Genomic DNA, 24,284 nt, shown 5'->3' with positions numbered 1-24,284 from the left:
TACAGGTGCCGGGCATCTTCTTTCGGCCGCTTCATCCGGGGAAAATGCCCGGGGCCCGTCATTTCCAGGATGCGCGCGAAAACCGGTGTCCGACAATTTTTCCGCAGGCGGAAAAAATGTCCGACACCAGGCCGGTTGCGGCATGGCCGCGGTCAGTGTTTGTGCTCGCCGATCAGCGCCAGCGAATCGTGCTCGCGCTGGTTGGCCACGTGCAGCCGCTTGATGGCGATCATGGTCCCCGACAGGAACAGGCCGAACAGCACGATGATCGTGTTCAGTGCCAGGTCCATGCGCAGCATCAGCGAATACATGGCCAGCATGGTCAGGATCGACAGGTTCTCGTTGAAGTTCTGCACGGCGATCGAGTGCCCGGCACTCATCAGCACGTGGCCGCGGTGCTGCAGCAGGGCGTTCATGGGCACCACGAAGAAGCCGGCCAGGCCGCCCACCAGGATCAGCAGCGGGTAAGCCAGCCACGGCGTGTGGATGAAGGCCATCGTCATCACGATGAAGCCCATGGCGATGCCGAGCGGGATCACGGAGAGCGACTGGCGCAGCGAAATCATCCTGGCCGACATGATCGCGCCCACCGTCACGCCCAGTCCCACCAGGCCGACCATCGTGGTGGCCTTTTCATAACTCATGCCCATCGACTGCTTGGCCCATTCCAGCACGATGAACTGCAAGGTGGCACCGGTGCCCCAGAACAGCGTGGTCACCGCCAGCGAAATCTGGCCCAGCTTGTCGCGCCACAGGATCATGCAGCAGTTGGCGAAGTCCTCGATCAGGCGCACCGGATTGCGTTCCTGGTGCGGGTACACGCAGCCGGTCAGCGGAATGCGCAGGTTGAACAGCGCGGCGCAGATATACAGGATGCCGACGATCATCAGCGCGCCATAGGCGGGATTGTTCATGCCGATGTCCCAGCCCACCATGATCGACTCGGCGCGGTCGCTGACCAGGGCACCGCCCATCACGGTGCCGAGGATGATCGAGGAAATCGTCAGGCCTTCGATCCAGCCATTGGCGGCCACCAGCTTTTCCGGCGGCAGCAGCTCGGTCAGGATGCCGTACTTGGCGGGCGAATAGATGGCGGCGCCGATGCCCACGATCGCATAGGCGGCCAGCGGATGCACTTCATAGAACAGCAATGCGCAGCCGAAGATCTTGACCAGGTTCGCGATGAACATGACCCGGCCTTTCGGCAATGCGTCGGCGAAGGCGCCCACGAATGCGGCCAGCAGCACATAGAACAGCACGAAGAGGAACTTCAGCAGCGGCGTGATCCATGCCGGCGACTTCATCGTGATCAGCAGGTCGATCGCGACGAACAGCAACGCATTGTCCGCCAGCGACGAAAAGAACTGCGCCGCCATGATGGTGTAGAAACCACGATTCATTGTGGAAGGGCCTTAAAACCGATATCGGCTTGCTTTATACCATGAAAGATATGCTTTCCAAAGAAAACGGCAGGGCAATCTGAATGGTCGTTCGATTACCGGGAAGCCGCCTGCGCATTGGGCTGGCGCGGCCGCCGGGCACGCCGGTCTTAAGCTCCGCCTAAGGGAGGGTGTGCGGTAAAATGCCCGCTTCACTTTCTGACGCGAATGCGCCCACTCCGCCATGCCAAGGCCGATCGTTGCCACCATCCACGTCGCTGCGATGCAGCATAACCTGGCCCGCGCCCGTGCCTGCGCGCCCGCCGCGAAGGCTTGGGCCGTGGTCAAGGCGAATGCCTACGGCCATGGCCTGCAGCGCGCGCTGCGCGGCTTCGCCGATGCCGACGGCATGGCGCTGATCGAGTTCGATAACGCGGTGCGCCTGCGCGAGATGGGCTGGAGCAAGCCGGTGCTGCTGCTCGAAGGCTGGTTCGACGCGGCCGACCTGCATGCGATGGCGGAGCATGGCTTGAACGGCACGGCCCATTGCATGGAGCAGATCGCGCTGCTGGAACGCACGCCGCTGGCCCGGCCGGTCGACGTGCACCTGAAAATGAACACCGGCATGAACCGCCTGGGTTTCCAGCCCGGCGAGTTCGCCGCCGCGCATGCGCGGCTGCGCGCCATCCCGCACGTGGGCCGCATCACGCTGATGACGCACTTCGCCAACGCCGATGAAGCGGCGCACGAGTGCCTGCCGATCCGCGAGCAGATCCGCCGTTTCGAGGCGGGGGCGGCGGGGCTGGATGCGCCGCGCAGCCTGGCCAATTCGGCCGGCGTGCTGCGCATGCCGGAGTTGCGCGAGGAACTGGTCAGCGACTGGATCCGTCCCGGCATCATGCTGTATGGCGGCACGCCGGGTGGCGGCAGCGCGGCGGACTACGGCTTGCGGCCGGCGATGACGCTGGCAAGTGAACTGATCGGCATCCAGCACATCGCGGCGGGCGATTTCGTCGGCTACGGCAGCCGCTTCGAAGCGGACCGCGACATGCGCATCGGCACCGTGGCGTGCGGCTATGCCGACGGCTATCCGCGCCATGCGCCGACCGGCACGCCGGTGCTGGTGGATGGCTTCCGGACCCGTACGGTGGGCCGCGTGTCGATGGACATGATGGCGGTCGACCTGACCGGCATCGACCAGGCGCGCGTGGGCAGCCGCGTGGTGCTGTGGGGCGAGGACCTGCCGATCGACGATGTCGCCGCGTCGGCCGGCACGATCGGCTATGAACTGATGTGCGCCGTGGCGCCGCGCGTGCAGGTGAAGGAAGACTGATGGCCAAGGCAAAGACCCAATACGTGTGCAGCGAATGCGGCGGCACGAGCAGCAAGTGGACCGGCCAGTGCCCGGCCTGCCGGCAATGGAACACGATGGTGGAATCGGTGATCGAGACCGGCGGCGTGAACCGCATGTCGCAATCGCACCAGGCCCTGGCGCAGACCGCGCCGGTGCTGTCGCTCAGCGAGATCGAAGCGCTCGACGTGCCGCGCTTCGGCACCGGCATCGAGGAATTCGACCGCGTGCTGGGCGGCGGCCTGGTGGCCGGCGGCGTGGTGCTGATCGGCGGCGACCCGGGCATCGGCAAGTCGACGCTGCTGCTGCAGGCCCTGGCCAACCTGTCGCGCGTGAAAAGCGTGCTGTATGTCTCCGGCGAGGAATCGGGCGCGCAGATCGCGCTGCGCGCCAAGCGGCTGGCCATCGATGCCAAGGAATTCAAGCTGCAGGCCGAGATCCAGCTGGAGAAGATCCTGCAAACGCTGGACAGCGTGAAGCCCCAGGTGGCCGTGATCGATTCGATCCAGACCCTGTATTCGGATGCGCTGACCTCCGCGCCCGGCTCGGTGGCGCAGGTGCGCGAGTGCGCGGCGCAGCTCACGCGCGTGGCCAAGCAGACCGGCGTGACGATCATCCTGGTCGGCCACGTCACCAAGGAAGGCGCGCTGGCCGGCCCGCGCGTGCTCGAACACATCGTCGATTCGGTGCTGTACTTCGAGGGCGATACCCACTCCAGCTTCCGGCTGGTGCGGGCCATCAAGAACCGCTTCGGCGCCGTCAACGAGCTGGGTGTGTTCGCGATGACGGAGAAGGGCCTGAAAGGCGTGTCGAATCCTTCCGCGCTGTTCCTGTCCCAGCATGACAACCAGGTGCCCGGTTCATGCGTGATGGTGACGCAGGAAGGCACGCGGCCGCTGCTGGTGGAAATCCAGGCGCTGGTCGATGCGAGCCACCTGCCCAATGCGCGCCGGCTGTCCGTGGGCCTGGAACAGAACCGGCTGGCCATGCTGCTGGCGGTGCTGCACCGGCACGCCGGCATTGCAGCCTTCGACCAGGACGTGTTCATCAACGCGGTCGGCGGCGTGAAGATCACCGAACCGGCGGCCGACCTGGCCGTGCTGCTGGCGATCAATTCGTCGATGCGCAACAAGGCGCTGCCGCGCGGCTTCGTGGTGTTCGGCGAAGTGGGCTTGGCCGGCGAGATCCGCCCGGCGCCGCGCGGCCAGGAGCGGCTGCGCGAGGCGGCCAAGCTGGGCTTCTCGATCGCCATGATCCCCAAGGCCAACGCGCCGAAGCAGCCGATCGAGGGCATGACCATCATCGGCGTGGACCGTATCGACGATGCGTTCAACCGGCTGCGCGAACTGCAATGAAGCCGGAGAGAAGGGCGCAATGACACCAATGCAAGATTGGTGCTTGCGCAGTAGAATATGCGGCCGGCCTTGCCGGCCGCCGTCATTTTCAACGAGGAAGAGTAATTGTTAGTCGATCAAAGGCAGGGCGTGCGCAAGATCCTGCGCGTGAGGGCAATGGTGATCATCGATGGCGCCGCGCCGGTTCCCGCGCGCACCTTCGATCTCAGCCTGGGCGGCATGTCCGTGACATCGGGCAGCAAGGTCGAACCGGGCCAGACGGGGCAGGTGGTGTTCGAGATGCTCGTCGATGGCAAGCCGCAGATCATCACGTGCCGCGCCAGGGTCAGCCACTGCATTTTCTCGGGCAACGAGTTCAAGGTGGGCTTCGTGTTCCTGCCGCTGAACGCGGATGCCACGGCCGCGATCACGAAGTTCATGCGCTGATTCGATCCGGTGATTCCGCTACCTTGATGCGATGCGGATGAGTCGTGCCCGTGGCGTGATGGCATTCGGAGCCCCGATTCCCTTCTTGCAGGCTTAACCGGAAGACAACGGGGCATGTCCCGTTCTGTTCGTCTCTTTTGATTCCCGGGTCCGATGGGATCATAATAGTCCGACATCGGAGGTCACCCATGGTTACAAACGCCAGCGCCATCCTCGCCGCCCAGTACGGCACCAACCCGTTCGCGACGGTATTCGGTACCAACCCCGGTACCAGCTCCAGCATCAACTCCGGCACGCTCACCGGCATGACCGGCGGCAGCGCGACGCTGTCGCCGACGGTCGCGGCCCGCGTGCAGCAGGCGCTGGCGGGCCAGCGCGGCAATATCGACTTGCTCAATGCCAACCTGACGAGCACGCAGACCCGCCTGTCCGGACTGGGCCAGCTGCAGAGCGCCCTCGATACCTTCGAGGCGCTGGCCGAGAGCCTGGCGGGTGCCGGGCTGTCGACCGCCGCCTCCACCTCCAGCCGCGGCGTCCTGACGGCCGTCACCAGCGCTGCCGCCAAACCGGGCCGGTATGACGTCGATGTCAGCCAGCTGGCCCAGGGCCAGGTGCTCAACAGCGGCACGCAGCCGACGGCGGGGTCGACGATCGGCAGCGGCATGGCCGCCACCGTCAAGCTCGAATGGGGCACGCTGGGCGAGGAGGGCTTCCAGGCCAGCGCCGGTTCCGCGCGCACGATCACGATCGACAGCAATAACAATACGCTGGATGGCATTGCCGCCGCGCTGAAGGAAGCCGGCGTGAACGCCACCGTGGTGCGTTCCAATGGCGGCTATGCGCTGCAGGTGAACGGCAAGGAAGGCGCCACGCAGACGCTGTCGATCAGCGTCAGCGGCGATGCCGCGCTGGCGGCCGCGATCGGCTTCGATCCCGAACGGCCCCAGGCGGGCGGCATGACGCAGGCGCAGGCCGCGCAGGATGCGATCGTGACCATCTCGGGCAAGGAGTACCGGCGCAGCACCAACACGATCGACGACGCCATCGAAGGCGTGACGATCACGCTGACCGGGAAGGGCGAAACGCGGCTGGCGATTACCCAGGACAGCAGCCAGATCGCGAAGAACGTGGCCGCGTTCGTGGAAGGCTACAACAAGATGTCGGACACGCTGGCCGTACTGCAGGATGGCGCGCTGAGCGGCGACCAGGCACTGTCCCGCGTGTCCTCGCAACTGGGCGCGCTGATGCGGATCGGCGGCGCCGGCGCATCGTCGCAGGCGCTCGCCGATATCGGCCTGTCGCGCGATGCGGACGGCAAGCTGGTGCTGGACGAGATCAAGCTGAAAGCCGCCATCGCCGACGATCCGGAAGCCGTTGCCCGGCTGTTCACCGACGAGGGCACCGGCCTGGCCGACCGCATCGACCAGCGCCTGGGCGCGCTGACGGCCGAGAATGGCCTGATCCGCCGCGCCCAGGACCGCACCACGCGCGACCTCGACCTGCTGACCGACCGGCGCGAGCGGCTGGCGCAGTCGCTGACCGCCCAGGCGCAGGCGCTGGCGCAGATGTACACGATCCAGGAACAGATGGGCGGGACGGGGACGCTGCTCGATCTGCTGGGGTAAGGGCCGGCGGCCGCAGCCCGTGAGCTCGGCCGCTGCGAGTCCCGCAAGTGGCGGGGGCTTTATTGCTGGTGCAAGCCGCGGCCCTGGCTGTTTTTTCTGCGCGATCGTGCCCACAACCCTGCCAGGCCGACGCCGAGCATTGCATACGTGGACGGTTCCGGTACTTGCGGGATGGGAACGTTCCTTATCTCGGTTTGCACATAGGCGAGCGAGTTAAAGACGAGGTCCTTGGCCGAGTCGCCATTGTTCGTGAAGACGAACGACAGGTAGCGTTCCTCGGATAGCGTGCCAGGTCCCTCGATCGTGAACTCCATCTCGCCGCAGCCTGGGGAACCCCACGCGTCGGCAGCGCAACTCGGATCGAAGTACAAGGATGTTGTCGACTCGACATCGTCGTCCACGCTGTCAAAGGCAACGACGGCGTTCACGGTAAGGCGGGTACGGAACGTGACTTGCGAATGTGCGCCGAGCTGGAATGACGCGAAACGCCAGTATGTGCTCTCGAGCTTCGATCTATACGATGGCGTGGTCTCGAATTGTGGGGTGGTCGCGATATGGAAGGCAAATTCACTGCCATTGCCGCCTTCGACATTCGTCGTCCCGATGGCATGGGTTGCCGACGTGCCTGCGCAGTCAGTGCATTGTTCCCCGACACTCTGCGTATCTTCATCTGGTGGCTGTACGCCAATGCCCGAAGTCAGCCAATAAATTTCGGAGCCCGGCGTGAGCGAAGGCGCGATACCGTCCGACGGTTTCAGGTCGACCAGCTCGGACGTCCAGGCCGTCATGGTCATATCGACGACGACCGTTGCATTCGCCATGCCGGCGACGCCAGCCAACGCCATGGCGCCCAGCCACTTCATCCGTCCACGCATCATGTTCCCCTGTCTTGTTATAAAGACATCAGCGTAGCATGAACGTGTGAAACATGATGAGCGATGTGTTCTGCGCGCAACTCTTGCATCATGCAAGCCGGATCGCATCGAGGCAGCGTCCAGAAAACCAAAGGCCCCGGCCGCAGACCGTATCGCTACGGGCTGCCGCGGGGCCTTGATGCCTGCTAGTGCAGCGTGCGCTATTCGTCGTGATAGCGGTCGGTCAGTTTGCCGTTGCCACCCCGGCTTTCCGAAATGATTTCATAGGCGATCAGCCCCACGGTGGCTACGAAGATGCCGATCGTCAGTAGAGTGAGCATGATAAACCAGCCATCCTTTCGGAAGGCTGCTCCTTGATAAAGCACTACAAACGCAGAATGAGACCAACCCGGGTACTACATTTGTAATCTAGCAGACGGTTCGTGCTTTGCAAGGTGCCTGTTGGTCACCTTATTTGTTGACCATGTCGGCCGCCATCACCGCCTTCAGGTAGAGGCTCGCCGGGTCTTCCGGGTCGCGCTGCACGAACCACCAGGCGGCCGCTTTCTTCATCTCGAAGTCCAGAACTTCGCCCGTCAGCAGCAGCGCGGCGACCTGGCCCAGCGTGGGCTGGTGGCCGATGATCACCACGGTTTCCCTGGCGGCCGGCCAGTTGGCCGCCTGCAGGATCGCTTCCGGCGCCGCGCCCGGCACCAGTTCGGCATGGGTCTTGTACTTGCGGCCCAGGCCTTCGGCCGTCTGTACCGTGCGCACGGCGGGGCTGGCGAGGATGCGGCAGTTTTCCGGCAGCTGGGAATCGAGCCACTTGCCCATGCGCCGGGCCTGCTTCACGCCTTTCGGCGTCAGCGCGCGTTCCAGGTCCGGCAAGCCTTCGTGGCCCGGCTCGGCCTCGGCGTGGCGCCACAAGATCAGGTCCATCGTTTCTCCATCATTCACGAACGTTCACGAATCATATCAATCGTCACCATCATTCGTCATGTATCCCTCGTCACCCATCATTCGTCATGCATCTCGCTTGACTCGCCACTTTTCACGCATCATTCGGCCGTGGTGCCGAGGGTCTTCATCAGGTATTGCTGGGCGCCGAAGGGCTGCTGCTTGCCGCGCGGCTTGCGGCGCTGGTAGTGGCCGTCCGATTCCAGCTCCCACGCATTCGTGTTGTCCTTCAGGTAGGGGTTCAGCCCCTCGGCCATCACGCGCCGCTTCAGCGCGCGGTCGAGCACGGGGAAGGCCACTTCGATGCGGCGGAACAGGTTGCGGCTCATCCAGTCGGCACTGGCAAGATACACGTCGTGCGCGAGGTCGTTGCGGAAGTAATAGATGCGGCTGTGCTCGAGGAAGCGGCCGATGATCGAGCGCACCTTGATGTTTTCCGACAGTCCCGGCACGCCCGGGCGCAAGGTGCACGCGCCGCGCACGATCAGGTCGATCTTCACGCCGTCCTGCGAGGCGGCGTACAGCGCGCGGATCACCGATTCGTCCACCATCGCGTTGACTTTCACGATGATGCGGCCCGGCTTGCCGGACTTGGCGATCTTGGCTTCGTTGCGGATCGCCTTGATGATCTCGCTCTGCAGGGCGAACGGCGCCAGCCACAAGTGGTCCAGCTTGTGCGGCTTGGCCAGGCTGGTCAGGTGCATGAACACTTCGTTGACGTCGCGGCCCAGGTTCGGCTCGCAGGTCAGCAGGCCGAAGTCCGTATAGAACTTGGTCGTGGTCGGGTGGTAATTGCCGGTGCCGAGGTGGGCGTAGTAGCGCAGTTCGGCGTTGTCGGCGGCGCCTTCGCGGCGGATCACCAGCGCGATCTTGGCGTGGGTCTTCAGGCCGACCACGCCGTAGACGACCTGCGCGCCGGCCTGTTCCAGCTTGTCGGCCCAGTTGATGTTGGCTTCCTCGTCGAAGCGCGCCATCAGCTCCACGATCACCGTGACTTCCTTGCCCAGCCGGGCCGCCAGGATCAGCGCCTCCATCAGGTCGGAATTCATCCCGGTGCGGTACACGGTCTGCTTGATCGCCACCACGCAGGGATCGGTCGCGGCCTGCCGGATGAAGTCGATGACGGTCTGGAACGACTGGAACGGGTGGTGCAGCAAAATATCCTGCTTGCGCAGCGTGGCAAAGATGTCGCCGCCGGTCGGATGCAGGCCCGGCACGAATGGCGTGAAACGCAGCTCGGGCATTTTCGTGTGCTCGATCATCTCGTTCAGGCGCACCATGTTGACCGGCCCATCCACCTGGTACAGGCGCGAGCGGTCCAGGTCGAACTGGTCGAGCAGGAACTGGGACAGCTCCGGCGGGCAGTTCTTGGCCACCTCCAGGCGCACCGAACGGCCGAACTGGCGGCCCTGCAATTCGCCCTTCAGCGCCTGGCGCAGGTTCTTTACTTCATCCTCGTCGACCCACAGGTCGGAATCGCGGGTGACGCGGAATTGCGAATAGGCCATCACTTCGCGGCCGGCGAACAATTCGGAAATATGCGCGTGGATAATCGACGACAGCAGGCAGAAGCAGGTGCCCGGCTTGTCCGACAGCTCGTCCGGCAGCTTGATCACGCGCGGCAGCACGCGCGGTGCCTTGATGATGGCGATCGCCGTGCCGCGGCCGAAGGCATCCTTGCCGGACAGCGCGACGATGAAGTTCAGGCTCTTGTTGATGACCTGCGGGAACGGATGGGCCGGGTCGAGGCCGATCGGCGTCAGCAGCGGGCGTACTTCGCGCTCGAAATAATCCTTGATCCAGGCGCGCTGGGCCTCGTTGCGCTCGTTGTTGCGCAGCAGGTGCACGCCGTGTTCCTTCAGCAGCGGCAGGATCTGGCTGTTCAAGATGTCATATTGCCGCGCCACCAGCGCGTGGCACTCGGCCGATACGCGGTTCAGGTTGGCGGTGAGGGCAGGGTGCTCGGACAGCTTGCCGTCGACGGTAGCGGCGGCCAGCAGGCTGGCCACGCGCACTTCGAAGAATTCATCCAGGTTGCTGGAAGTGATGCACAGGTAACGCAGCCGCTCCAGCACGGGAATGGATGCATCCTCGGCTTGCGCCATGACACGGCGGTTGAAGGCCAACTGGGAAAGCTCACGGTCGAGGAACTGCGTATGACGCGTGACTTCCGCGCGGATCTCGGGTTTCATCGTCTTATCGTTTTTTCTATTCATTAGTACAAGATTCTAGCGCTCCCCATGGCAGCGCTGGCGCTCATGACAGTGTAGATAGGAAATATGACAACAACATGACATCCAAAAGTGGCTTGCAAACAATTATGACACGGATTAAAACCTATAACTTTCAACGACTTGCGCTGCTCGTGACCGGACTTATGCCGGTATATGACATGCGATTCCGTCAAATATTTCAATCCGCGTCATTCATGTCATAAAGAGGTCATATTCGGCCACTACACTGCGCACCATTCAATACCCCAACCCCGAAAGAGGAACTTTGATATGCGTATGAAACAGTTGATGGCCTCCCTCATCGTAGGCGCTTCCGCAGCAGTGGCCTTCACTACCGCCGCCGCAGCGGACATGACCGGCGCCGGTGCTACCTTCCCGTATCCGATCTATGCCAAGTGGGCCGAGCAGTACAAGGCATCCACCGGCAACGGCCTGAACTATGCTTCCGTCGGTTCCGGTGCAGGTATCAAGCAAATCAAGGCGAAAACCGTGGACTTCGGCGCGTCCGACATGCCACTGAAGGCGGAAGACCTGGATGAAGCCGGCCTGATGCAGTTCCCCGCCATCATGGGAGGCGTGGTGACCGTGGTGAACCTGCCAGGGATCGCCCCGGGCCAGCTGAAGCTGACCGGCCAGGTCGTCGGCGACATCTTCCTGGGCAAGATCACCAAGTGGAACGATCCGGCCATCGCCACGCTGAACGCGGGCGTGAAGCTGCCTGACGACGACATCACCGTCGTGCACCGTGCCGACAGCTCGGGCACCTCGTTCCTGTTCACGGACTTCCTGTCCAAGACCAACCCGGAATTCAAGTCGAAAGTGGGCGCCAACAGCGCCGTGAAATGGCCGACCGGCGTGGGCGGCAAGGGCAACGAAGGCGTGGCCGCCAACGTGCAGCGCATCAAGGGCGCGATCGGCTATGTCGAGTGGGCGTACGCGAAGAAGAGCAAGATGCAGCACACCCAGCTGCGCAACAAGGATGGCGTGTTCCTGCAGCCGGACGACGAGAACTTCAAGGCCGCCGCCGCCAATGCCGAGTGGACCAAGACCCCGGGCTTCGGCGTGGTGCTGACCGACCAGGCCGGCAAGCAGTCGTGGCCGATCACGGGCGTGTCGTTCATCCTGATGTACAAGCAGCAGGCTGACGCGGCCAAGGGCAAGGAAGTCGTCAAGTTCTTCGACTGGGCCTTCACCAACGGCGACAAGGCCGCCGTGGAACTGGACTACGTGCCGCTGCCGGACACCGTGGTCAAGCAAGTCCAGGCCGCCTGGAAGCAGAACCTGAAGGACGCTTCCGGCAAGGCCCTGTACTGATCGAATCATCCCGCTCCCTCGGTTGACCCCGAGGGGGTTAACCGGGGGAGCTCGGCTGGTAACCCAGCGGGATCTCCCGGCTAGCCATTTTGAGAAAAACATCTAAAACTATGTCCATGAGTGCTGAAATGACTTCCGTCCCCGCGACGGAGACGCAGGCGATGTCCACCGTATCGCAAGCGGCAATGCAATCCGTGATGCGCCGCCAGCGGATCCAGGACTGGATCTTCCACAAGGTAACGATGACGTTTGCCTTGTCGGTGCTGTTCGTGCTGATCGGTATCATCATCTCGCTGGCCATGGGTGCCTGGCCGGCGCTGAAGGAATTCGGTCCCGGTTTCGTCACCCGTGTCGAGTGGGACCCGATCAATGACCAGTATGGCGCGCTGATCGCCATCGTGGGTACGCTGGCCACCGCCGGCATCGCACTCCTGATCGCCTTTCCCGTCAGCTTCGGCATCGCGCTGTTCCTGACCGAGATCTGCCCCGTGTGGCTGAAGCGCCCGCTCGGTACCGCGATCGAACTGCTGGCTGGCGTGCCGTCGATCATCTACGGCATGTGGGGCCTGTTCGTGTTCGTGCCGCTGTTCGGCGACTACGTCCAGCCGTTCCTCAAGGCCACGCTGGGCCAGCTGCCGTTCATCGGCGTGCTGTTCTCCGGCCCGACGATGGGCATCGGCATCCTGACCGCCGCGCTGATCCTGGCCATCATGATCATCCCCTTCATCTCCTCCGTGATGCGCGATGTGTTCGAGATCGTGCCGGCGGTGCTGAAGGAATCCGCTTACGGCCTGGGCTGCACCCGCTGGGAAGTGGTGCGCAAGATCGTGCTGCCGTACACCAAGACCGGCGTGGTCGGTGGCGTGATGCTCGGCCTGGGCCGCGCGCTCGGTGAAACCATGGCCGTGACCTTCGTGATCGGTAACGCCAACAAGCTGTCCGCGTCGCTGTTCGCGCCGGGTAACTCGATCGCTTCCACGCTGGCCAACGAATTCGGCGAAGCCGCCACGACGCTGCACGTGTCGTCGCTGTTCGCACTGGCGCTGATCCTGTTCGTGATCACGTTCATCGTCCTGACCGCCGCCAAGCTGATGCTGGCCGGAATGTCCCGTAAAGAAGGTGTCAAATAATGTCGACCGCCGCAGTCAAAGCCCCCATGAATCCTGTCTACCGTCGTCGCCTGTGGACGCACCGCATCGGCATCGCCATGTCGGTTGCCGCCATGTCGGTCGGCGTCATCGTGCTGCTGTGGATCCTTGCCACGCTGCTGATCAACGGACTCGCCGCGCTGACGCCGGCGCTGTTTACCGAGACCACCCCCGCGCCCGGCAGTGAAGGAGGCGGCCTGATGAACGCCATCGTCGGCAGCCTGCTGATGGTGGGCCTGTCGACGCTGGTATCGACGCCGATCGGCATCCTGGCCGGCATTTACCTGGCCGAGTATGGCGAGGAAAACAAGGTGGCTGCCGTAACCCGTTTCGTCACCGACATCATGCTGTCGGCACCGTCGATCGTGATCGGCCTGTTCGTCTACGCACTGTATGTGGCCAACGTGAACCACTTCTCCGGTTATGCGGGTTCGCTGGCGCTGACGCTGATCGCCGTGCCGGTCGTCGTGCGCACCACCGACAACATGCTGCGCCTGGTGCCGAACAGCCTGCTCGAAGCCGCCTTCGCCCTTGGTGCGCCGCGCTGGAAAGTGGCCACCCTGGTGCGCCTGCGCGCCGTGAAGGCGGGCGTGGTCACAGGCGTGCTGCTGGCCGTGGCTCGCGTCACTGGCGAGACGGCGCCGCTGCTGTTCACCGCGCTGTCGAACCAGTTCTTCAATGCCGACATGAACAAGCCGATGGCCAACCTGCCATATGTGATCTACCAGTTCGCCATGAGCCCGTATGACAACTGGCGTGACCTCGCCTGGGCCGGTGCACTGCTGGTCACCTTCAGCGTGCTGGCACTGAACATCCTGTCGCGCACGGTCTTCTCGCAAAAGATCCCGAACTGATCGCCGACGCACAACCACCACATTACAGACAAGAGAACGCACATGAACGCTCAAGCGACCGCATCCGCGAAGGCAGCATCGAAGATCATCGAGATCAAGAACCTCAATTTCTTCTATGGCAAGACGCGCAGCCTGCACAACGTCAACCTCGATATCCATGAACGCCAGGTGACGGCCTTCATCGGCCCGTCCGGCTGCGGCAAGTCGACCCTGCTGCGTACGCTGAACCGCATGTACGACCTGTACCCCGGCCAGCGCGCCGAAGGCACGATCGCCTACCGCGGCACCAACATCCTCGAAGGCAGCCAGGACGTGAACATGCTGCGCGCCAAGGTCGGCATGGTGTTCCAGAAGCCGACGCCGTTCCCGATGTCGATCTACGACAACATCGCCTTCGGCGTGCGCCTGTACGAAAACCTGTCGAAGGGTGAAATGGACGAGCGCGTGGAATGGGCGCTGAAGAAGGCGGCCCTGTGGACCGAAGTGAAGGACAAGCTGGGCAAGAGCGGCCTGTCGCTGTCCGGCGGCCAGCAGCAGCGCCTGTGCATCGCCCGCGGCGTGGCGGTCAAGCCGGACGTGCTGCTGCTCGACGAGCCCACCTCCGCGCTGGACCCGATTTCCACCTCGAAAGTGGAAGAACTGATCAGCGAGCTGAAGCAGGATTACACGATCGCCATCGTGACCCACAACATGCAGCAGGCCGCCCGCTGCTCCGACTACACCGCCTACATGTACCTGGGCGAGCTGGTCGAGTTCGGCGAAACGGACCAGATCTTCATGAACCCGGCCCGCAAGGAAACCCAGGACTACATCACCGGTCGCTTCGGCTAACGTATCGCTCAAAATCTTAAGGTAATAAATCATGATTGGTGAACATTCCTCGAAGGCCTACGACCACGACCTGGAAGCGATCCGCTCGAAGGTGCTGCTGATGGGCGGCATGGTCGAGACGCAATTCCTCGATGCGATGACGTGCTTCCGCATCGGCAACCAGGAACGCGCCGAGCGCGTGATCCGCGAAGACGACGCCGTGAACCAGCTGGAAGTGCAGCTGGACGACCAGTGCAGCCACCTGATCGTGCGCCGCCAGCCGGCCGCCAACGACTTGCGCACCATCATGGCCACCATCAAGGTGATCACGGACCTGGAGCGCATCGGCGACGAAGCCACCAAGATCGCGCGCACGGCGAAGAGCCTGCACAGCCGCGGTGCCGTGACCGTCAATCACTATGAAATGGTGCGCAATATCGCCACCGCCACCAGCGACATGCTGCACGACGCGCTGGACGCGTTTGCCCGCAACGACCATAGCCAGGCCGTGCAGCTGATCGCGCAGGATGCCGTGATCGATCACGAGTTCCGCACGATCATGCGCAACCTGATTACGTTCATGATGGAAGATCCGCGTACAATTTCGGCTGCGCTCGACACGATGTGGGTGGCCAAGGCCATCGAGCGCATCGGCGACCATGCAAAGAACATCGCCGAATACGTGATCTACGTGGTGGAAGGTGTCGACATCCGCCATAGCCGCTCGCCACTGGTGAGCGAAGGAACCAGGGAAGACTGAACGACAGATGGCAGCGGATAAAACCACAGTATTGATTGTTGAAGACGAACCGGCGATTGTCGAACTGGTCACGTTCTCGCTGCGCGAGTCCGGCTGGAACGTGAGCTCGGTGCAGAGTACCCAGGAAGCATGGGATTTCATCCATGAACGCAAGCCGCAGCTGATCCTGCTCGACTGGATGCTGCCCGACCAGACCGGCCTGCGCCTGCTGGCCCGCATCCGCGGCGACCGGCATTTCGCCGACATTCCCATCATCATGCTCACGGCAAAGAGCATGGAGGAAGACAAGCTGGCCGGCCTGAACAATGGCGCCGACGACTACATCACCAAGCCATTCTCGCCGCGCGAACTGCTGGCCCGCTCGCGCGCGCTGCTGCGCCGCAAGAGCCCGGAACATGCCGACAGCGCCATGCGCGCCGGCCCGATCACGCTGGACCCGATCAGCTGCACCGTGTCGCTGGGGCAGGCCAAGATCGATATCGGTCATGCCGAATACAAGCTGCTGAAGTTCTTCCTGGCGCATCCGGAGCGCGTGTTCTCGCGCAGCCAGCTGCTCGACAAGGTGTGGGGCGACCACGTGGTGATCGAGGAACGCACGGTCGACGTGCACGTGCTGCGCCTGCGCAAGGCGCTGAAGGAAGCGGAGCACCTGATCAAGACGGTGCGCAGCGTCGGCTACATGCTGTCCGAGAAGACATGAATCCCAAGTTCGTGTTCTGGGTACCGGTGGCCATCCAGATGAGCGCCGGTGCCTTCGGCATCGGCCTGTTGTGGTGGTGGTTCGGCATGCTGCCGGCGCTGCTGACGGCGCTGGCCGCCCTGGGCACGATGGTGCTGGTGCAGCTGCATTACCTGTACCAGCTGTCCGGCTGGCTCGATGAACCGAACAGTGCCAAGCTGCCCGATGGCTGGGGCGAATGGACGCCCGTGTTTTCCCGCCTGTACCGGCTGCGCCGCGACGACGAGAAAAACCAGGCCGAGCTGACCGAGTGGCTGGCCCGCTTCCGCCAGGCCATGCACCTGCTGCCCGATGGCGTGGTGATCATGGACGACGTGCTGTTCCTGGAATGGTGCAATCCGGCCGCCGAAGAACACCTGGGCCTGCGGCATGACCGCGACAAGGGCATGCGCGTGACGAACCTGGTGCGCAGCCCGGACTTCATGGATTACCTGATCCTGGGCCGCTACGACCAGCCGCTGGTGCTGTCGTTCCGCGGGCGCAAGCTGATCACGCATATCATTCCATTCGAGAACCGCCGGCAGATCCTCGTCACGCACGATGTCACGGAAACCGAGCGCACCGACATGATGCGCCGCGACTTCGTGGCCAATGCCTCGCACGAACTGCGTACGCCGCTGACGGTGGTGCTGGGCTTCCTGGAAATCGCCGCCGCCGAGCAGCTCGACGAGGGCACCCGCCAGGCCCACCTGAAGCTGATGATGGACCAGGCCTACCGGATGCAGCACCTGATCGAGGACATGCTGACGCTGTCGCGCCTGGAATCGATCGACCACCCGGTGCGCGCGGAGCGCGTCGATATCGGCAACCTGCTGGACAAGGTGCGCCGCGATGCGCTGGCGCTGTCCGCCGGCAAGCACGAGATCGTGCTCGAAGTGAACGGCGGCGACGTGATGGGCAGCACGGATGAGCTGTACAGCGCGTTCGGCAACCTGGCCGCCAACGCGGTGCGCTACACGCCGGCCGGCGGCACCGTGTCGCTGAAATGGGAAGACACGGCCGCCGGGGTGCGCTTCACGGTGCGCGACACGGGCATCGGCATCAGCCCGGAGCACATCTCCCGGCTCACCGAGCGTTTCTACCGGGTCGACAAGAGCCGCTCGCGGGAGACCCAGGGCACCGGCCTGGGCCTGGCGATCGTCAAGCACGTGCTGCTGCGCCATAACGCCACGCTGTCGATCACCTCGGAGCCGGGCAAGGGCAGTACCTTCACCGTGAACCTGCCGAAATCGCTGTCGGCGGCGCCGCAGCCGGCCGCCGCCCTCGCACTGAACTGATACAATCTGCCGTTTTGCCGCGCACCCGCGGGCGCTTCTCGCGTTCGCCGGGGCGGCGCCAACCAGATTGACAGCGATGTTCCTGAAACGATTGACCGCGTATGCGCTGCCCGCGGCCCTCCTGGCCGCCGCCTTGACCGGTTGCGGCAGCGCTCCCGTCAGCACCCCGACCGGCGGCGCGGCGGTGCCACCGCCAGCGAGCGCCGTTGCCGCACAGCCGGGCGTCATCCCGCCCGCGCTCGGCGATCCCACGCCCACCCTCAACCATCCCGCCGCGCCGCCACTGCGCAAGGTGAAGATCGGCCTGGCACTGGGCGGCGGCGCCGCGCGCGGCTTCGCGCACATCGGCGTGATCAAGGCGCTGGAAGCGAACGGCATCCTGGCCGATGTCGTCGTCGGCACGAGTGCCGGCAGCGTGGTCGGCGCCCTGTATGCCGCGGGAAACAACGCCGGCGCGCTGCAGAAGATGGCGTACGCCATGGACGAGGCGGCCATCTCGGACTGGGCGCTGCCCCTGTTCGGCACCAAGTCCGGCGTGCTGAAAGGCGTGGCGCTGCAAAGCTACATCAACAAGGCCGTCAACCAGCGCCCGATCGAAAAGCTGAAGCTGCCGTTCGGCGCCGTCGCGTCCGACCTGAAGACGGGCCAGCCGATCCTGTTCACACGAGGCAATACCGGGCAAGCCGTGCGCGCCAGCTCGGCCGTGCCGGGCGTCTTCCAGCCGGTGACCATCGGTACCCGCACCTATGTCGATGGCGGCCTGGTGGCCCCGGTGCCGGTGCGCTTCACGAAGGAAATGGGCGCCGAGTTCATCATCGCCGTCAACATCAGCACGCAGACGGAAGCGCAGGCGGCCGTGTCGTCGCTCGAAGTGATCATGCAGACCTTCTCGATCATGGGCCAGCGCATCAACCAGTACGAATTGCGCGATGCCGACGTGGTGATCCAGCCGCCGCTGGGCAATATGGCCGGCAACGACTTCGCCAGCCGCGCGCGGGCGATGCAGGCCGGTGAAAAGGCCACGCTGGCGCTGATGCCGCAGATCAAGCAGAAATTGAAGGCCCGGCGGGAAACGCCCGCCGTGGCCGTGAAGTGAAGTGAAGTGAAGGACAGGCAGTTCCAAGCCGTTCCAGGCAGCAAACCAAGCAGCAGACCAAGCAGCAGATCAAGCAATAGACCAAGCAGCAAACCAAGCAGCAGATCAAGCAGCAGATCAAGCAGCAAATTCATCAACCGAAGGAAAACCATGCAAAGCAAGCCTTACCTGACTCTCGCCGATGTGAAGAAAATCGCCGCCGCCGCCGAAGCGGAAGCCCTGGCGAACAACTGGGCGGTGTCGATCGCGATCGTCGACGACGGCGGCCACCTGCTGTGGCAGCAGCGCCTGGACGGCGCCGCGCCCCTGACGGCGCACATCGCGCCGGCCAAGGCCAAGACGTCGGCACTGGGCCGCCGCGAAACCAAGGTCTACGAAGACGTCATCAACAACGGCCGCTACGCCTTCCTGACGGCACCGGAAGTGGAAGGCTTGCTGGAAGGCGGCGTCAACATCGTCGTCGACGGCCATTCGATCGGCGCCGTCGGTGTCTCCGGCGTGAAGTCCGACCAGGATGCGCAGATCGCCAAGGCCGGCATCGCCGCGCTGGGCTGATATCCAGCCAACCTCCGCCTGGACTCTCGCGCGCCGGCTGCTAAGCTGTAAGCCGGCACAGCCGAAGCGGCGGCGCCCGCCGCCATGCCAGGATGTTCACGCAGTCTGACGCTTCTCCAGCGGAGGTTTCCATGAAACGTGCAATGGCCGGGCTCGCGCTCGGCATGCTGTTGTGTTCTCCCGTGATTGCCGCGACCAGCATCGATACGCCGGCATTCACCATCACCTACATCGACGGTCCACAGCCGGAAGACTGGAGCATCACCCAGGTCAGCCTGTTCCCGGATACCTACAGCTTTTCACTCGATACGCTGAACCAGCACCTGGACCGTGCCGAGGCCCAGGACTTCACCGGCGCCGGCGCGTTCGCCGAACGATCGTCGTGGAGCGCGCTGCGGCTCGACATCGATGCCGGCTACCGCGTGTCGCGCGTGATGCTCACCGGTATCGCCTTCGGCGAGCTCTCGCCGGGGCAGTTGCCGGATTTTCCTCCCGGGTTCGTCCACAATGAAGCCAGTCTCTTCCTGACCGTCCCCTCGGCACCCACGGAGAGTTCGCTGAACGGCGACTTCCAGGCGGAAAACATCATCGAGCTGTCCACCATCCCCCTGAACCTGACAGGCACGGTCGAGCTGGGCATTTCCGGAAATCTGCTGGTGCAGGCATGGGGTGTCGAAGGCGGCGGAGCGTTTGCCGATTCGCTTGCCGCGGCGTCGCTGCGCGACCTGGTGCTCCATGTCGAGGTGTCGGCAATCCCCGAACCGGCCACGTACGCCATGCTGCTGGGCGGCCTGGGCCTGCTCGCGGTGGCTGGCCGTTACAAGAAACAATAGATTTAAAGACAATCCATGACACGGCCGCATGGATGAGCCCACTAGACTCTTTGGACCTTCAACAACCATAGAGGCTAGTCATGCGACCTTTGTTCCGCACCTTGTGCACCACCTTCCTGCTGGGCGCCGTGGGCGCTTTCGCACCCGTTCACGCCGCGGTGCCCGTGATCGACACGGCAGGGTTTTCACTCAGTGGCGTGGACGAGCTGCCGTACCTCGGCATCGACCTGGTTTCCGACTTGCCCGGCTACGCCACGTTCTCGTTGTGGGGCGTGGGGCAGGCCGCCCACGCCAGCGCCGACTCGCGAGGTTTCCCGGAAATCACCACCATCAATCATTGGCAGAGCGGGTATGGCATTACCGTGAAGGACGGCTACCGGATCACCGGCATCACGCTGACGGGGGAATTCTATGCAGCACAGCGGCCTGCCCAGTATTCGACCCCCGGCGCGGCAAACAGCGACACGGGCATGGTCGTCACGGTCGAGCGCCCCGGCGAACTGCCCGCTACCGAGGCCCAGTACACCGAAGGGCTCGACGGCCGGAAAGCCTTCCGGTACGACCTGGCGCCCGCCGGGCTGACGGGCGACATGACGCTGTCGCTGCAGGGCTATACGATCGCCTGGGCCCAGAGTGCCTGGTACCAGGAGGACCCGGCGGCGGGCTTCTGGCTGGGATCGTATGCCGACGCCGGCATCGCCAACCTGCGGATGATGGTCGCGGTGTCGCCCGTGCCCGAACCGCAGGCTTGCCTGATGCTGCTGGGCGGACTCGGCGTCGTGGCGGCGGTCGCGCGGCGGCGCAGGCGTCTGGTGTAAGTGGCCGCCAAGGCCCATGCCACCCCCAATGCCGTCGGAACTCAAGAATTACAATTTTGTACAGGTTTTAAGATAATTTTCCGCAAAATATTGCGAACTTGTTAATTAAACTGCGTGGCTTCATCGACACCACTGGAGAAGCCATGCAGTTCCTCTCTCGCGCCCTGTGCGCCGCCATCCTCTTGCAGTCCGCAGCCGCCTACGCGAGCATCTATCCCATCTACGAGGGCAAGGCCTTCACGCTCGACCGTTCGGATTTCGAGCCGGAGGTGCCGGTCTCGCTGGAGTCGGAAACCGCGACATCGGTCACGTTTTCGCTGTGGGGCATCGAAGAGAACCTGAGCACGTCGACCGACTCGTCGTACAAGCCCTGGTCCAACGACTACCGGAACACCCAGAACGCCTTTGAATTCGCGGTAAACGAAGGTTACCGGATCACCAGCATCGAGGTGACCGGCACCTTCGCGGGTGAGCTGTACCCGGCGCAATGGACGATGCCGGGCGATGCCAACAACACGATGAGCTTCGGCCTGCATGTCGGCCTGGAGCCCGATTTCGCCACCGAATACGACGTCCACGGGACGAAAACATTCAAGGTGTCCAGCGGTCCCACGTCGCTGGACGGCGAGTTCGGGATGATGCTGCACGGTTCCGCCGAATCGTCCGCGGCCAGCGTCTGGTATCTCGACGAACTGACGGGGGAGCAGTACTGGCTTGGATCGCAGGCGGCGGCCCGCATTACCGGACTGTCGATGACCGTCAACGTATCGCCGGTACCGGAACCGGGCACCTGGGCGATGCTGCTGGGCGGCCTGGCCGTGACGGGCCTGGCGGTGCGCCGCCGGCGCGGCACCGGCAAGTGAAGACAGCCCCGGGCGGTCCGCATGGGCCGCCCATCGGCGGACAGGCAGGACCGCCGTTTCCGTCACATCGCATTCCCAGCCATGACTCCTCCAGCCGCGCCCGGCGAAGCACTGCCGCGGCAGCCACGCTTGCCGCGTGCGCGGCCCGCCCCCGCGCCGAACGATCAATCGCGCGATTATCCTCGTTCACGGGCCGCCGCCCCGTTGACCCGTCCGCCCCGGCAGTGTCCAATCCATTGCGTGCGTGACAACGATTCCCTGTCGAATCCGGCCGATGGATCCGGCGGCGCGTCTCCTCCCGCACGGCGCCGACACCGCTGCCAAATGCCGGGTCATGACAACAGGAGACATGCATGCAGGTTTCAATTTACCGTTCTTTCCAGTGCCAGGCTTCGCCAGCCCTGGCCCGTGTCCTTGCCGCCGCGCTGCTGGCAACCAGCATGGGCGCGAGCCTGGCGGACCCGGGCTCCAACGGGCAACGTCCTTACCGTTTCGATTTTGGCGATGGGCCTGCCGAGCCCAGCTATATCGGCGTGCGCGCCGGGGATGCCTACACGCCGGAGAGGCGCTACGGTTTCAACACGCCGGAACACATGGCCAACGTGGCTGCCGGCGGCACCGGCGTGGGCAGCGACGCGGTGCGCTTCCTGGAGTTTGGTACCAAGAGCGCCAATACCTTCAACGTGGACCTGGAACCGGGCCTGTACAGGGTATCCGTCACCCTCGGCAATACCGCGCGGGCCAGCGTGGCGGCGGAGGGCGTGTACCAGGTGATGAACATGACGGGCAACGGCGCCACGGACGCCTTCGAGATCCCTGTCACGGATGGGCAACTGAACCTGCTCGTCACCGAAGGCAAGGCCGGCACGGCGTTCACCCTGAGTGCGCTCGAGATCAAGCGGATTTCACGTCATCCGGTGCTGAGCCCCACCATCTGGGTCGGCGGCGACTCCACGGTCGCCAGCTATTATCCCCTGGCGACCAGCGTGCAGGGCGGCTGGGGGCAGCTGCTGCCGGACCATGTCAATCCGCATGCCTTCCAGGTCCGCAATATCGCCACGGGCGGCCAGATCGCGCGGGGCTTCCGCGATGGCGGCCAGCTGGAAACGATCCTGCAGTACAGCAAGGAAGGTGACCTGTTCCTGCTGGAAATGGGGATCAACGACACCAACCCCAAGAACGAGACCACCGAGGCGCAATTCAAGGAAATCATGCGCGACATGGTCCGCCAGGTCGCCGCGACGGGGGCCCGGCCGGTACTGGTCACGCCGCAAGGCCGCGCGACGGATTTCAATGCCGATGGCGTGCACAGCTCGGTGAACCGCTGGTATCGCCACGCCACGCTGGCGGTGGCCGCCGAGGAGGGCGTGCCGGTGGTGGACCTGAATGTGCTCGCGTCGGCCTATTTCACGCGGATCGGCCCCGCCGCAACGCTGGCGCTGTACATGGCGGGCGACACCCTTCACCCGAACCGTGCCGGCGCGGCGGAGCTGGCACGGCTGGTGGCGGATGACCTGGAGCGGCAAGGGATCGTGCCGGCGGCGGCGCGATAGGTGACAGGGCACGTGCGTGGGTGACAGGGCGGCTGCGTGGGTGACCCCGCGGCGGGCGGCGCGGACCGGGGCGCGGGAGCGCCATGGCGGCGCCGCCCACAGGCAGGACGGCCTAGAATGATGCCGCCGAATGCCCGCACGGCATTGCCGAATGGACTCCTTTGAGTTATAATTCAAAGGTTTAGCCAATACTTATCTACCGTAGCGCCTACCACATCATCCCATTCTCATCTGACCCGCAGCCAGGCCTAGCCCGGCTCATTTTTTATGCGGGTCGCTGACGTGGCGCGGCTACGGTAACTTTACAGGAGTTGCCCTTGCCGCCATTTTTTTCTGGCCCCGCCGTTCCAGCCATCCTGGCCCTCGCCGACGGTACCATCTTCAAAGGTTATTCGATCGGCGCCGCCGGTCATACGACGGGTGAAGTCGTCTTCAACACGTCCATCACCGGATACCAGGAAATCCTGACCGACCCCAGCTATTCGCGCCAGATCGTCACGCTGACCTACCCGCACATCGGCAACTACGGCATCAATGCCGAAGACGTCGAAGCGGCGAAAGTGCATGCCGCCGGCCTGATCATCCGCGACCTGCCGCTGCTGGCGTCGAACTTCCGCTCCACGCAGTCGCTGGGCGACTACCTGAAGGCCGAGAACGTGGTTGCCATCGCCGGCATCGATACCCGCAAGCTGACGCGCCTGCTGCGCGAAAAAGGCGCGCAGGCCGGCGCCATCCTGACGGGCACGCTGGGCAACGAACCTTCCGTGGCGCAGGCCGTCGAACTGGCCCGCTCGTTCCCGGGCCTGGCCGGCATGGACCTGGCCAAGGTCGTCACCACGCAGGCCGCCTATGAATTCACCGAGACGGAATGGACGCTGGGCGAAGGCTACGGCAAGGTCGAGAACCCGCGCTTCCACGTAGTGGCGTTCGACTACGGCGTGAAGCGCAACATCCTGCGCATGCTGGCCCAGCGCGGCTGCAAGGTGACCGTGCTGCCGGCGCAATCGACCGCGGCCGACGCGCTGGCGCTGAACCCGGACGGCATCTTCCTGGCCAACGGCCCGGGCGACCCGGAACCGTGCGACTACGCGATCCGCGCGACGCGCGAACTGATGGAAAAGAAGATCCCCACGTTCGGCATCTGCCTGGGCCACCAGATCATGGCACTGGCTTCCGGCGCGAAGACGCTGAAGATGAAGTTCGGCCACCACGGCGCCAACCACCCGGTGCAGGACCTGGATTCGAAGCAGGTGCTGATCACGTCGCAGAACCACGGTTTCGCCGTGGATGCCGCGACCCTGCCCGACAACTGCCGCGTCACCCACGTGTCGCTGTTCGACGGTTCGCTGCAGGGCTTCGCCCGCACCGACACCCCCGCGTTCTGCTTCCAGGGCCACCCCGAAGCATCGCCTGGCCCGACCGACGTATCGTATCTGTTTGACCGCTTCATCTCGATGATGGAAGCAGCGGAGAAGAAATAAAA

The 24,284-nt window shown here is 64.1% G+C and carries 22 protein-coding genes; 18 read left to right on the top strand and 4 right to left on the bottom strand.

Features of this window, described 5'->3' with window-relative positions; genetic code table 11:
• Positions 1–152 precede the first annotated feature (152 nt).
• A complete protein-coding gene (gene lplT, locus EYF70_RS17820) occupies positions 153–1,400 on the bottom strand; it encodes a lysophospholipid transporter LplT (protein WP_131146601.1) in 1,248 nt (415 codons plus the stop codon).
• A gap of 223 nt (positions 1,401–1,623) precedes the next feature.
• Between lplT and alr the strand changes: the two genes are divergently transcribed.
• The 4 genes from alr (at position 1,624) to fliD (ending at position 6,136) form a co-directional block, all read left to right on the top strand.
• Positions 1,624–2,712 (top strand): alanine racemase, encoded by a 1,089-nt coding sequence (alr, locus tag EYF70_RS17815; RefSeq protein WP_131146600.1) that lies wholly within the window; start codon positions 1,624–1,626, stop codon positions 2,710–2,712.
• A complete protein-coding gene (gene radA, locus EYF70_RS17810; protein ID WP_131146599.1) occupies positions 2,712–4,085 on the top strand; it encodes a DNA repair protein RadA in 1,374 nt (457 codons plus the stop codon). The genes alr and radA overlap by 1 nt, the downstream gene beginning before the upstream one ends.
• 105 nt (positions 4,086–4,190) lie before the next feature.
• A complete protein-coding gene (locus EYF70_RS17805; RefSeq protein WP_131146598.1) occupies positions 4,191–4,511 on the top strand; it encodes a PilZ domain-containing protein in 321 nt (106 codons plus the stop codon).
• A 188-nt stretch (positions 4,512–4,699) separates the two neighbouring features.
• Entirely contained in the window at positions 4,700–6,136 is a 1,437-nt protein-coding gene (gene fliD, locus EYF70_RS17800) for a flagellar filament capping protein FliD (RefSeq protein ID WP_131146597.1), read from the top strand.
• 59 nt (positions 6,137–6,195) lie between these two features.
• On the opposite strand, the gene EYF70_RS17795 is transcribed toward fliD, so the two are convergent.
• From EYF70_RS17795 to ppk1, 3 genes are all read right to left on the bottom strand, one after another.
• Positions 6,196–7,014 (bottom strand): PEP-CTERM sorting domain-containing protein, encoded by an 819-nt coding sequence (locus EYF70_RS17795; protein WP_218943693.1) that lies wholly within the window; start codon positions 7,012–7,014, stop codon positions 6,196–6,198.
• Between the two features lie 447 nt (positions 7,015–7,461).
• On the bottom strand, positions 7,462–7,929 hold the full coding sequence (sixA, locus tag EYF70_RS17790) for a phosphohistidine phosphatase SixA (RefSeq protein ID WP_131146596.1): 468 nt from the start codon (positions 7,927–7,929) through the stop codon (positions 7,462–7,464).
• A 119-nt stretch (positions 7,930–8,048) separates the two neighbouring features.
• Positions 8,049–10,139, bottom strand: coding sequence for a polyphosphate kinase 1 (gene ppk1, locus EYF70_RS17785; protein ID WP_131146595.1), 2,091 nt, complete (start codon positions 10,137–10,139; stop codon positions 8,049–8,051).
• A gap of 330 nt (positions 10,140–10,469) precedes the next feature.
• Between ppk1 and pstS the strand changes: the two genes are divergently transcribed.
• From pstS to carA, 14 genes are all read left to right on the top strand, one after another.
• Positions 10,470–11,495, top strand: a complete 1,026-nt coding sequence (gene pstS, locus EYF70_RS17780) for a phosphate ABC transporter substrate-binding protein PstS (RefSeq protein ID WP_371861633.1) — start codon at positions 10,470–10,472, stop codon at positions 11,493–11,495.
• Between the two features lie 161 nt (positions 11,496–11,656).
• Positions 11,657–12,625: a phosphate ABC transporter permease subunit PstC gene (pstC, locus tag EYF70_RS17775; protein ID WP_371861739.1), complete on the top strand. Its 969-nt coding sequence runs from the start codon at positions 11,657–11,659 to the stop codon at positions 12,623–12,625.
• A gap of 26 nt (positions 12,626–12,651) precedes the next feature.
• Positions 12,652–13,497, top strand: a complete 846-nt coding sequence (gene pstA, locus EYF70_RS17770; RefSeq protein ID WP_229420436.1) for a phosphate ABC transporter permease PstA — start codon at positions 12,652–12,654, stop codon at positions 13,495–13,497.
• A gap of 42 nt (positions 13,498–13,539) precedes the next feature.
• Positions 13,540–14,328 (top strand): phosphate ABC transporter ATP-binding protein PstB, encoded by a 789-nt coding sequence (pstB, locus tag EYF70_RS17765; protein WP_131146591.1) that lies wholly within the window; start codon positions 13,540–13,542, stop codon positions 14,326–14,328.
• 31 nt (positions 14,329–14,359) lie between these two features.
• Positions 14,360–15,067, top strand: coding sequence for a phosphate signaling complex protein PhoU (phoU, locus tag EYF70_RS17760; protein WP_131146590.1), 708 nt, complete (start codon positions 14,360–14,362; stop codon positions 15,065–15,067).
• 7 nt (positions 15,068–15,074) lie between these two features.
• Positions 15,075–15,767: a response regulator gene (locus EYF70_RS17755; protein WP_131146589.1), complete on the top strand. Its 693-nt coding sequence runs from the start codon at positions 15,075–15,077 to the stop codon at positions 15,765–15,767.
• Positions 15,764–17,083, top strand: coding sequence for a phosphate regulon sensor histidine kinase PhoR (gene phoR / locus EYF70_RS17750; protein WP_131146588.1), 1,320 nt, complete (start codon positions 15,764–15,766; stop codon positions 17,081–17,083). Before EYF70_RS17755 ends, phoR begins: the two co-directional genes overlap by 4 nt.
• A 76-nt stretch (positions 17,084–17,159) precedes the next feature.
• Positions 17,160–18,179 (top strand): patatin-like phospholipase family protein, encoded by a 1,020-nt coding sequence (locus EYF70_RS17745; RefSeq protein ID WP_131146587.1) that lies wholly within the window; start codon positions 17,160–17,162, stop codon positions 18,177–18,179.
• Between the two features lie 150 nt (positions 18,180–18,329).
• On the top strand, positions 18,330–18,734 hold the full coding sequence (locus EYF70_RS17740; protein WP_131146586.1) for a GlcG/HbpS family heme-binding protein: 405 nt from the start codon (positions 18,330–18,332) through the stop codon (positions 18,732–18,734).
• A 131-nt stretch (positions 18,735–18,865) separates the two neighbouring features.
• Positions 18,866–19,567, top strand: coding sequence for a PEP-CTERM sorting domain-containing protein (locus EYF70_RS17735; protein ID WP_131146585.1), 702 nt, complete (start codon positions 18,866–18,868; stop codon positions 19,565–19,567).
• A gap of 80 nt (positions 19,568–19,647) precedes the next feature.
• The gene (locus EYF70_RS31655; protein WP_229420435.1) at positions 19,648–20,385 is read left to right on the top strand and encodes a PEP-CTERM sorting domain-containing protein; all 738 of its coding nucleotides are present in this window, start codon (positions 19,648–19,650) and stop codon (positions 20,383–20,385) included.
• Positions 20,386–20,528: 143 nt separating this feature from the next.
• Positions 20,529–21,248 (top strand): PEPxxWA-CTERM sorting domain-containing protein, encoded by a 720-nt coding sequence (locus EYF70_RS31650; protein ID WP_229420434.1) that lies wholly within the window; start codon positions 20,529–20,531, stop codon positions 21,246–21,248.
• A gap of 353 nt (positions 21,249–21,601) precedes the next feature.
• Positions 21,602–22,801, top strand: a complete 1,200-nt coding sequence (locus EYF70_RS17720) for a rhamnogalacturonan acetylesterase (RefSeq protein ID WP_218943692.1) — start codon at positions 21,602–21,604, stop codon at positions 22,799–22,801.
• Between the two features lie 317 nt (positions 22,802–23,118).
• Entirely contained in the window at positions 23,119–24,282 is a 1,164-nt protein-coding gene (gene carA, locus EYF70_RS17715; protein WP_131146584.1) for a glutamine-hydrolyzing carbamoyl-phosphate synthase small subunit, read from the top strand.
• Positions 24,283–24,284: the final 2 nt, after the last annotated feature.

Origin of the sequence: Pseudoduganella albidiflava, assembly GCF_004322755.1 — a bacterium.
Classification (GTDB): domain Bacteria; phylum Pseudomonadota; class Gammaproteobacteria; order Burkholderiales; family Burkholderiaceae_D; genus Rugamonas; species Rugamonas albidiflava.
The sequence above is the reverse complement of the archived record's forward strand: the minus strand, read 5'-3'. Positions and strand labels throughout refer to the sequence as shown.

Bases quoted from the DNA above. Each gene is read 5' to 3' on its own strand.
- lplT (WP_131146601.1), bottom strand. From the start codon at position 1,400: ATGAATCGTGGTTTCTACACCATCATGGCGGCGCAGTTCTTTTCGTCG.
- alr (WP_131146600.1), top strand. From the start codon at position 1,624: ATGCCAAGGCCGATCGTTGCCACCATCCACGTCGCTGCGATGCAGCAT.
- radA (WP_131146599.1), top strand. From the start codon at position 2,712: ATGGCCAAGGCAAAGACCCAATACGTGTGCAGCGAATGCGGCGGCACG.
- fliD (WP_131146597.1), top strand. From the start codon at position 4,700: ATGGTTACAAACGCCAGCGCCATCCTCGCCGCCCAGTACGGCACCAAC.
- EYF70_RS17795 (WP_218943693.1), bottom strand. From the start codon at position 7,014: ATGATGCGTGGACGGATGAAGTGGCTGGGCGCCATGGCGTTGGCTGGC.
- sixA (WP_131146596.1), bottom strand. From the start codon at position 7,929: ATGGACCTGATCTTGTGGCGCCACGCCGAGGCCGAGCCGGGCCACGAA.
- ppk1 (WP_131146595.1), bottom strand. From the start codon at position 10,139: ATGAAACCCGAGATCCGCGCGGAAGTCACGCGTCATACGCAGTTCCTC.
- pstS (WP_371861633.1), top strand. From the start codon at position 10,470: ATGGCCTCCCTCATCGTAGGCGCTTCCGCAGCAGTGGCCTTCACTACC.
- pstC (WP_371861739.1), top strand. From the start codon at position 11,657: ATGTCCACCGTATCGCAAGCGGCAATGCAATCCGTGATGCGCCGCCAG.
- pstA (WP_229420436.1), top strand. From the start codon at position 12,652: ATGAATCCTGTCTACCGTCGTCGCCTGTGGACGCACCGCATCGGCATC.
- pstB (WP_131146591.1), top strand. From the start codon at position 13,540: ATGAACGCTCAAGCGACCGCATCCGCGAAGGCAGCATCGAAGATCATC.
- phoU (WP_131146590.1), top strand. From the start codon at position 14,360: ATGATTGGTGAACATTCCTCGAAGGCCTACGACCACGACCTGGAAGCG.
- EYF70_RS17755 (WP_131146589.1), top strand. From the start codon at position 15,075: ATGGCAGCGGATAAAACCACAGTATTGATTGTTGAAGACGAACCGGCG.
- phoR (WP_131146588.1), top strand. From the start codon at position 15,764: ATGAATCCCAAGTTCGTGTTCTGGGTACCGGTGGCCATCCAGATGAGC.
- EYF70_RS17745 (WP_131146587.1), top strand. From the start codon at position 17,160: ATGTTCCTGAAACGATTGACCGCGTATGCGCTGCCCGCGGCCCTCCTG.
- EYF70_RS17740 (WP_131146586.1), top strand. From the start codon at position 18,330: ATGCAAAGCAAGCCTTACCTGACTCTCGCCGATGTGAAGAAAATCGCC.
- EYF70_RS17735 (WP_131146585.1), top strand. From the start codon at position 18,866: ATGAAACGTGCAATGGCCGGGCTCGCGCTCGGCATGCTGTTGTGTTCT.
- EYF70_RS31655 (WP_229420435.1), top strand. From the start codon at position 19,648: ATGCGACCTTTGTTCCGCACCTTGTGCACCACCTTCCTGCTGGGCGCC.
- EYF70_RS31650 (WP_229420434.1), top strand. From the start codon at position 20,529: ATGCAGTTCCTCTCTCGCGCCCTGTGCGCCGCCATCCTCTTGCAGTCC.
- EYF70_RS17720 (WP_218943692.1), top strand. From the start codon at position 21,602: ATGCAGGTTTCAATTTACCGTTCTTTCCAGTGCCAGGCTTCGCCAGCC.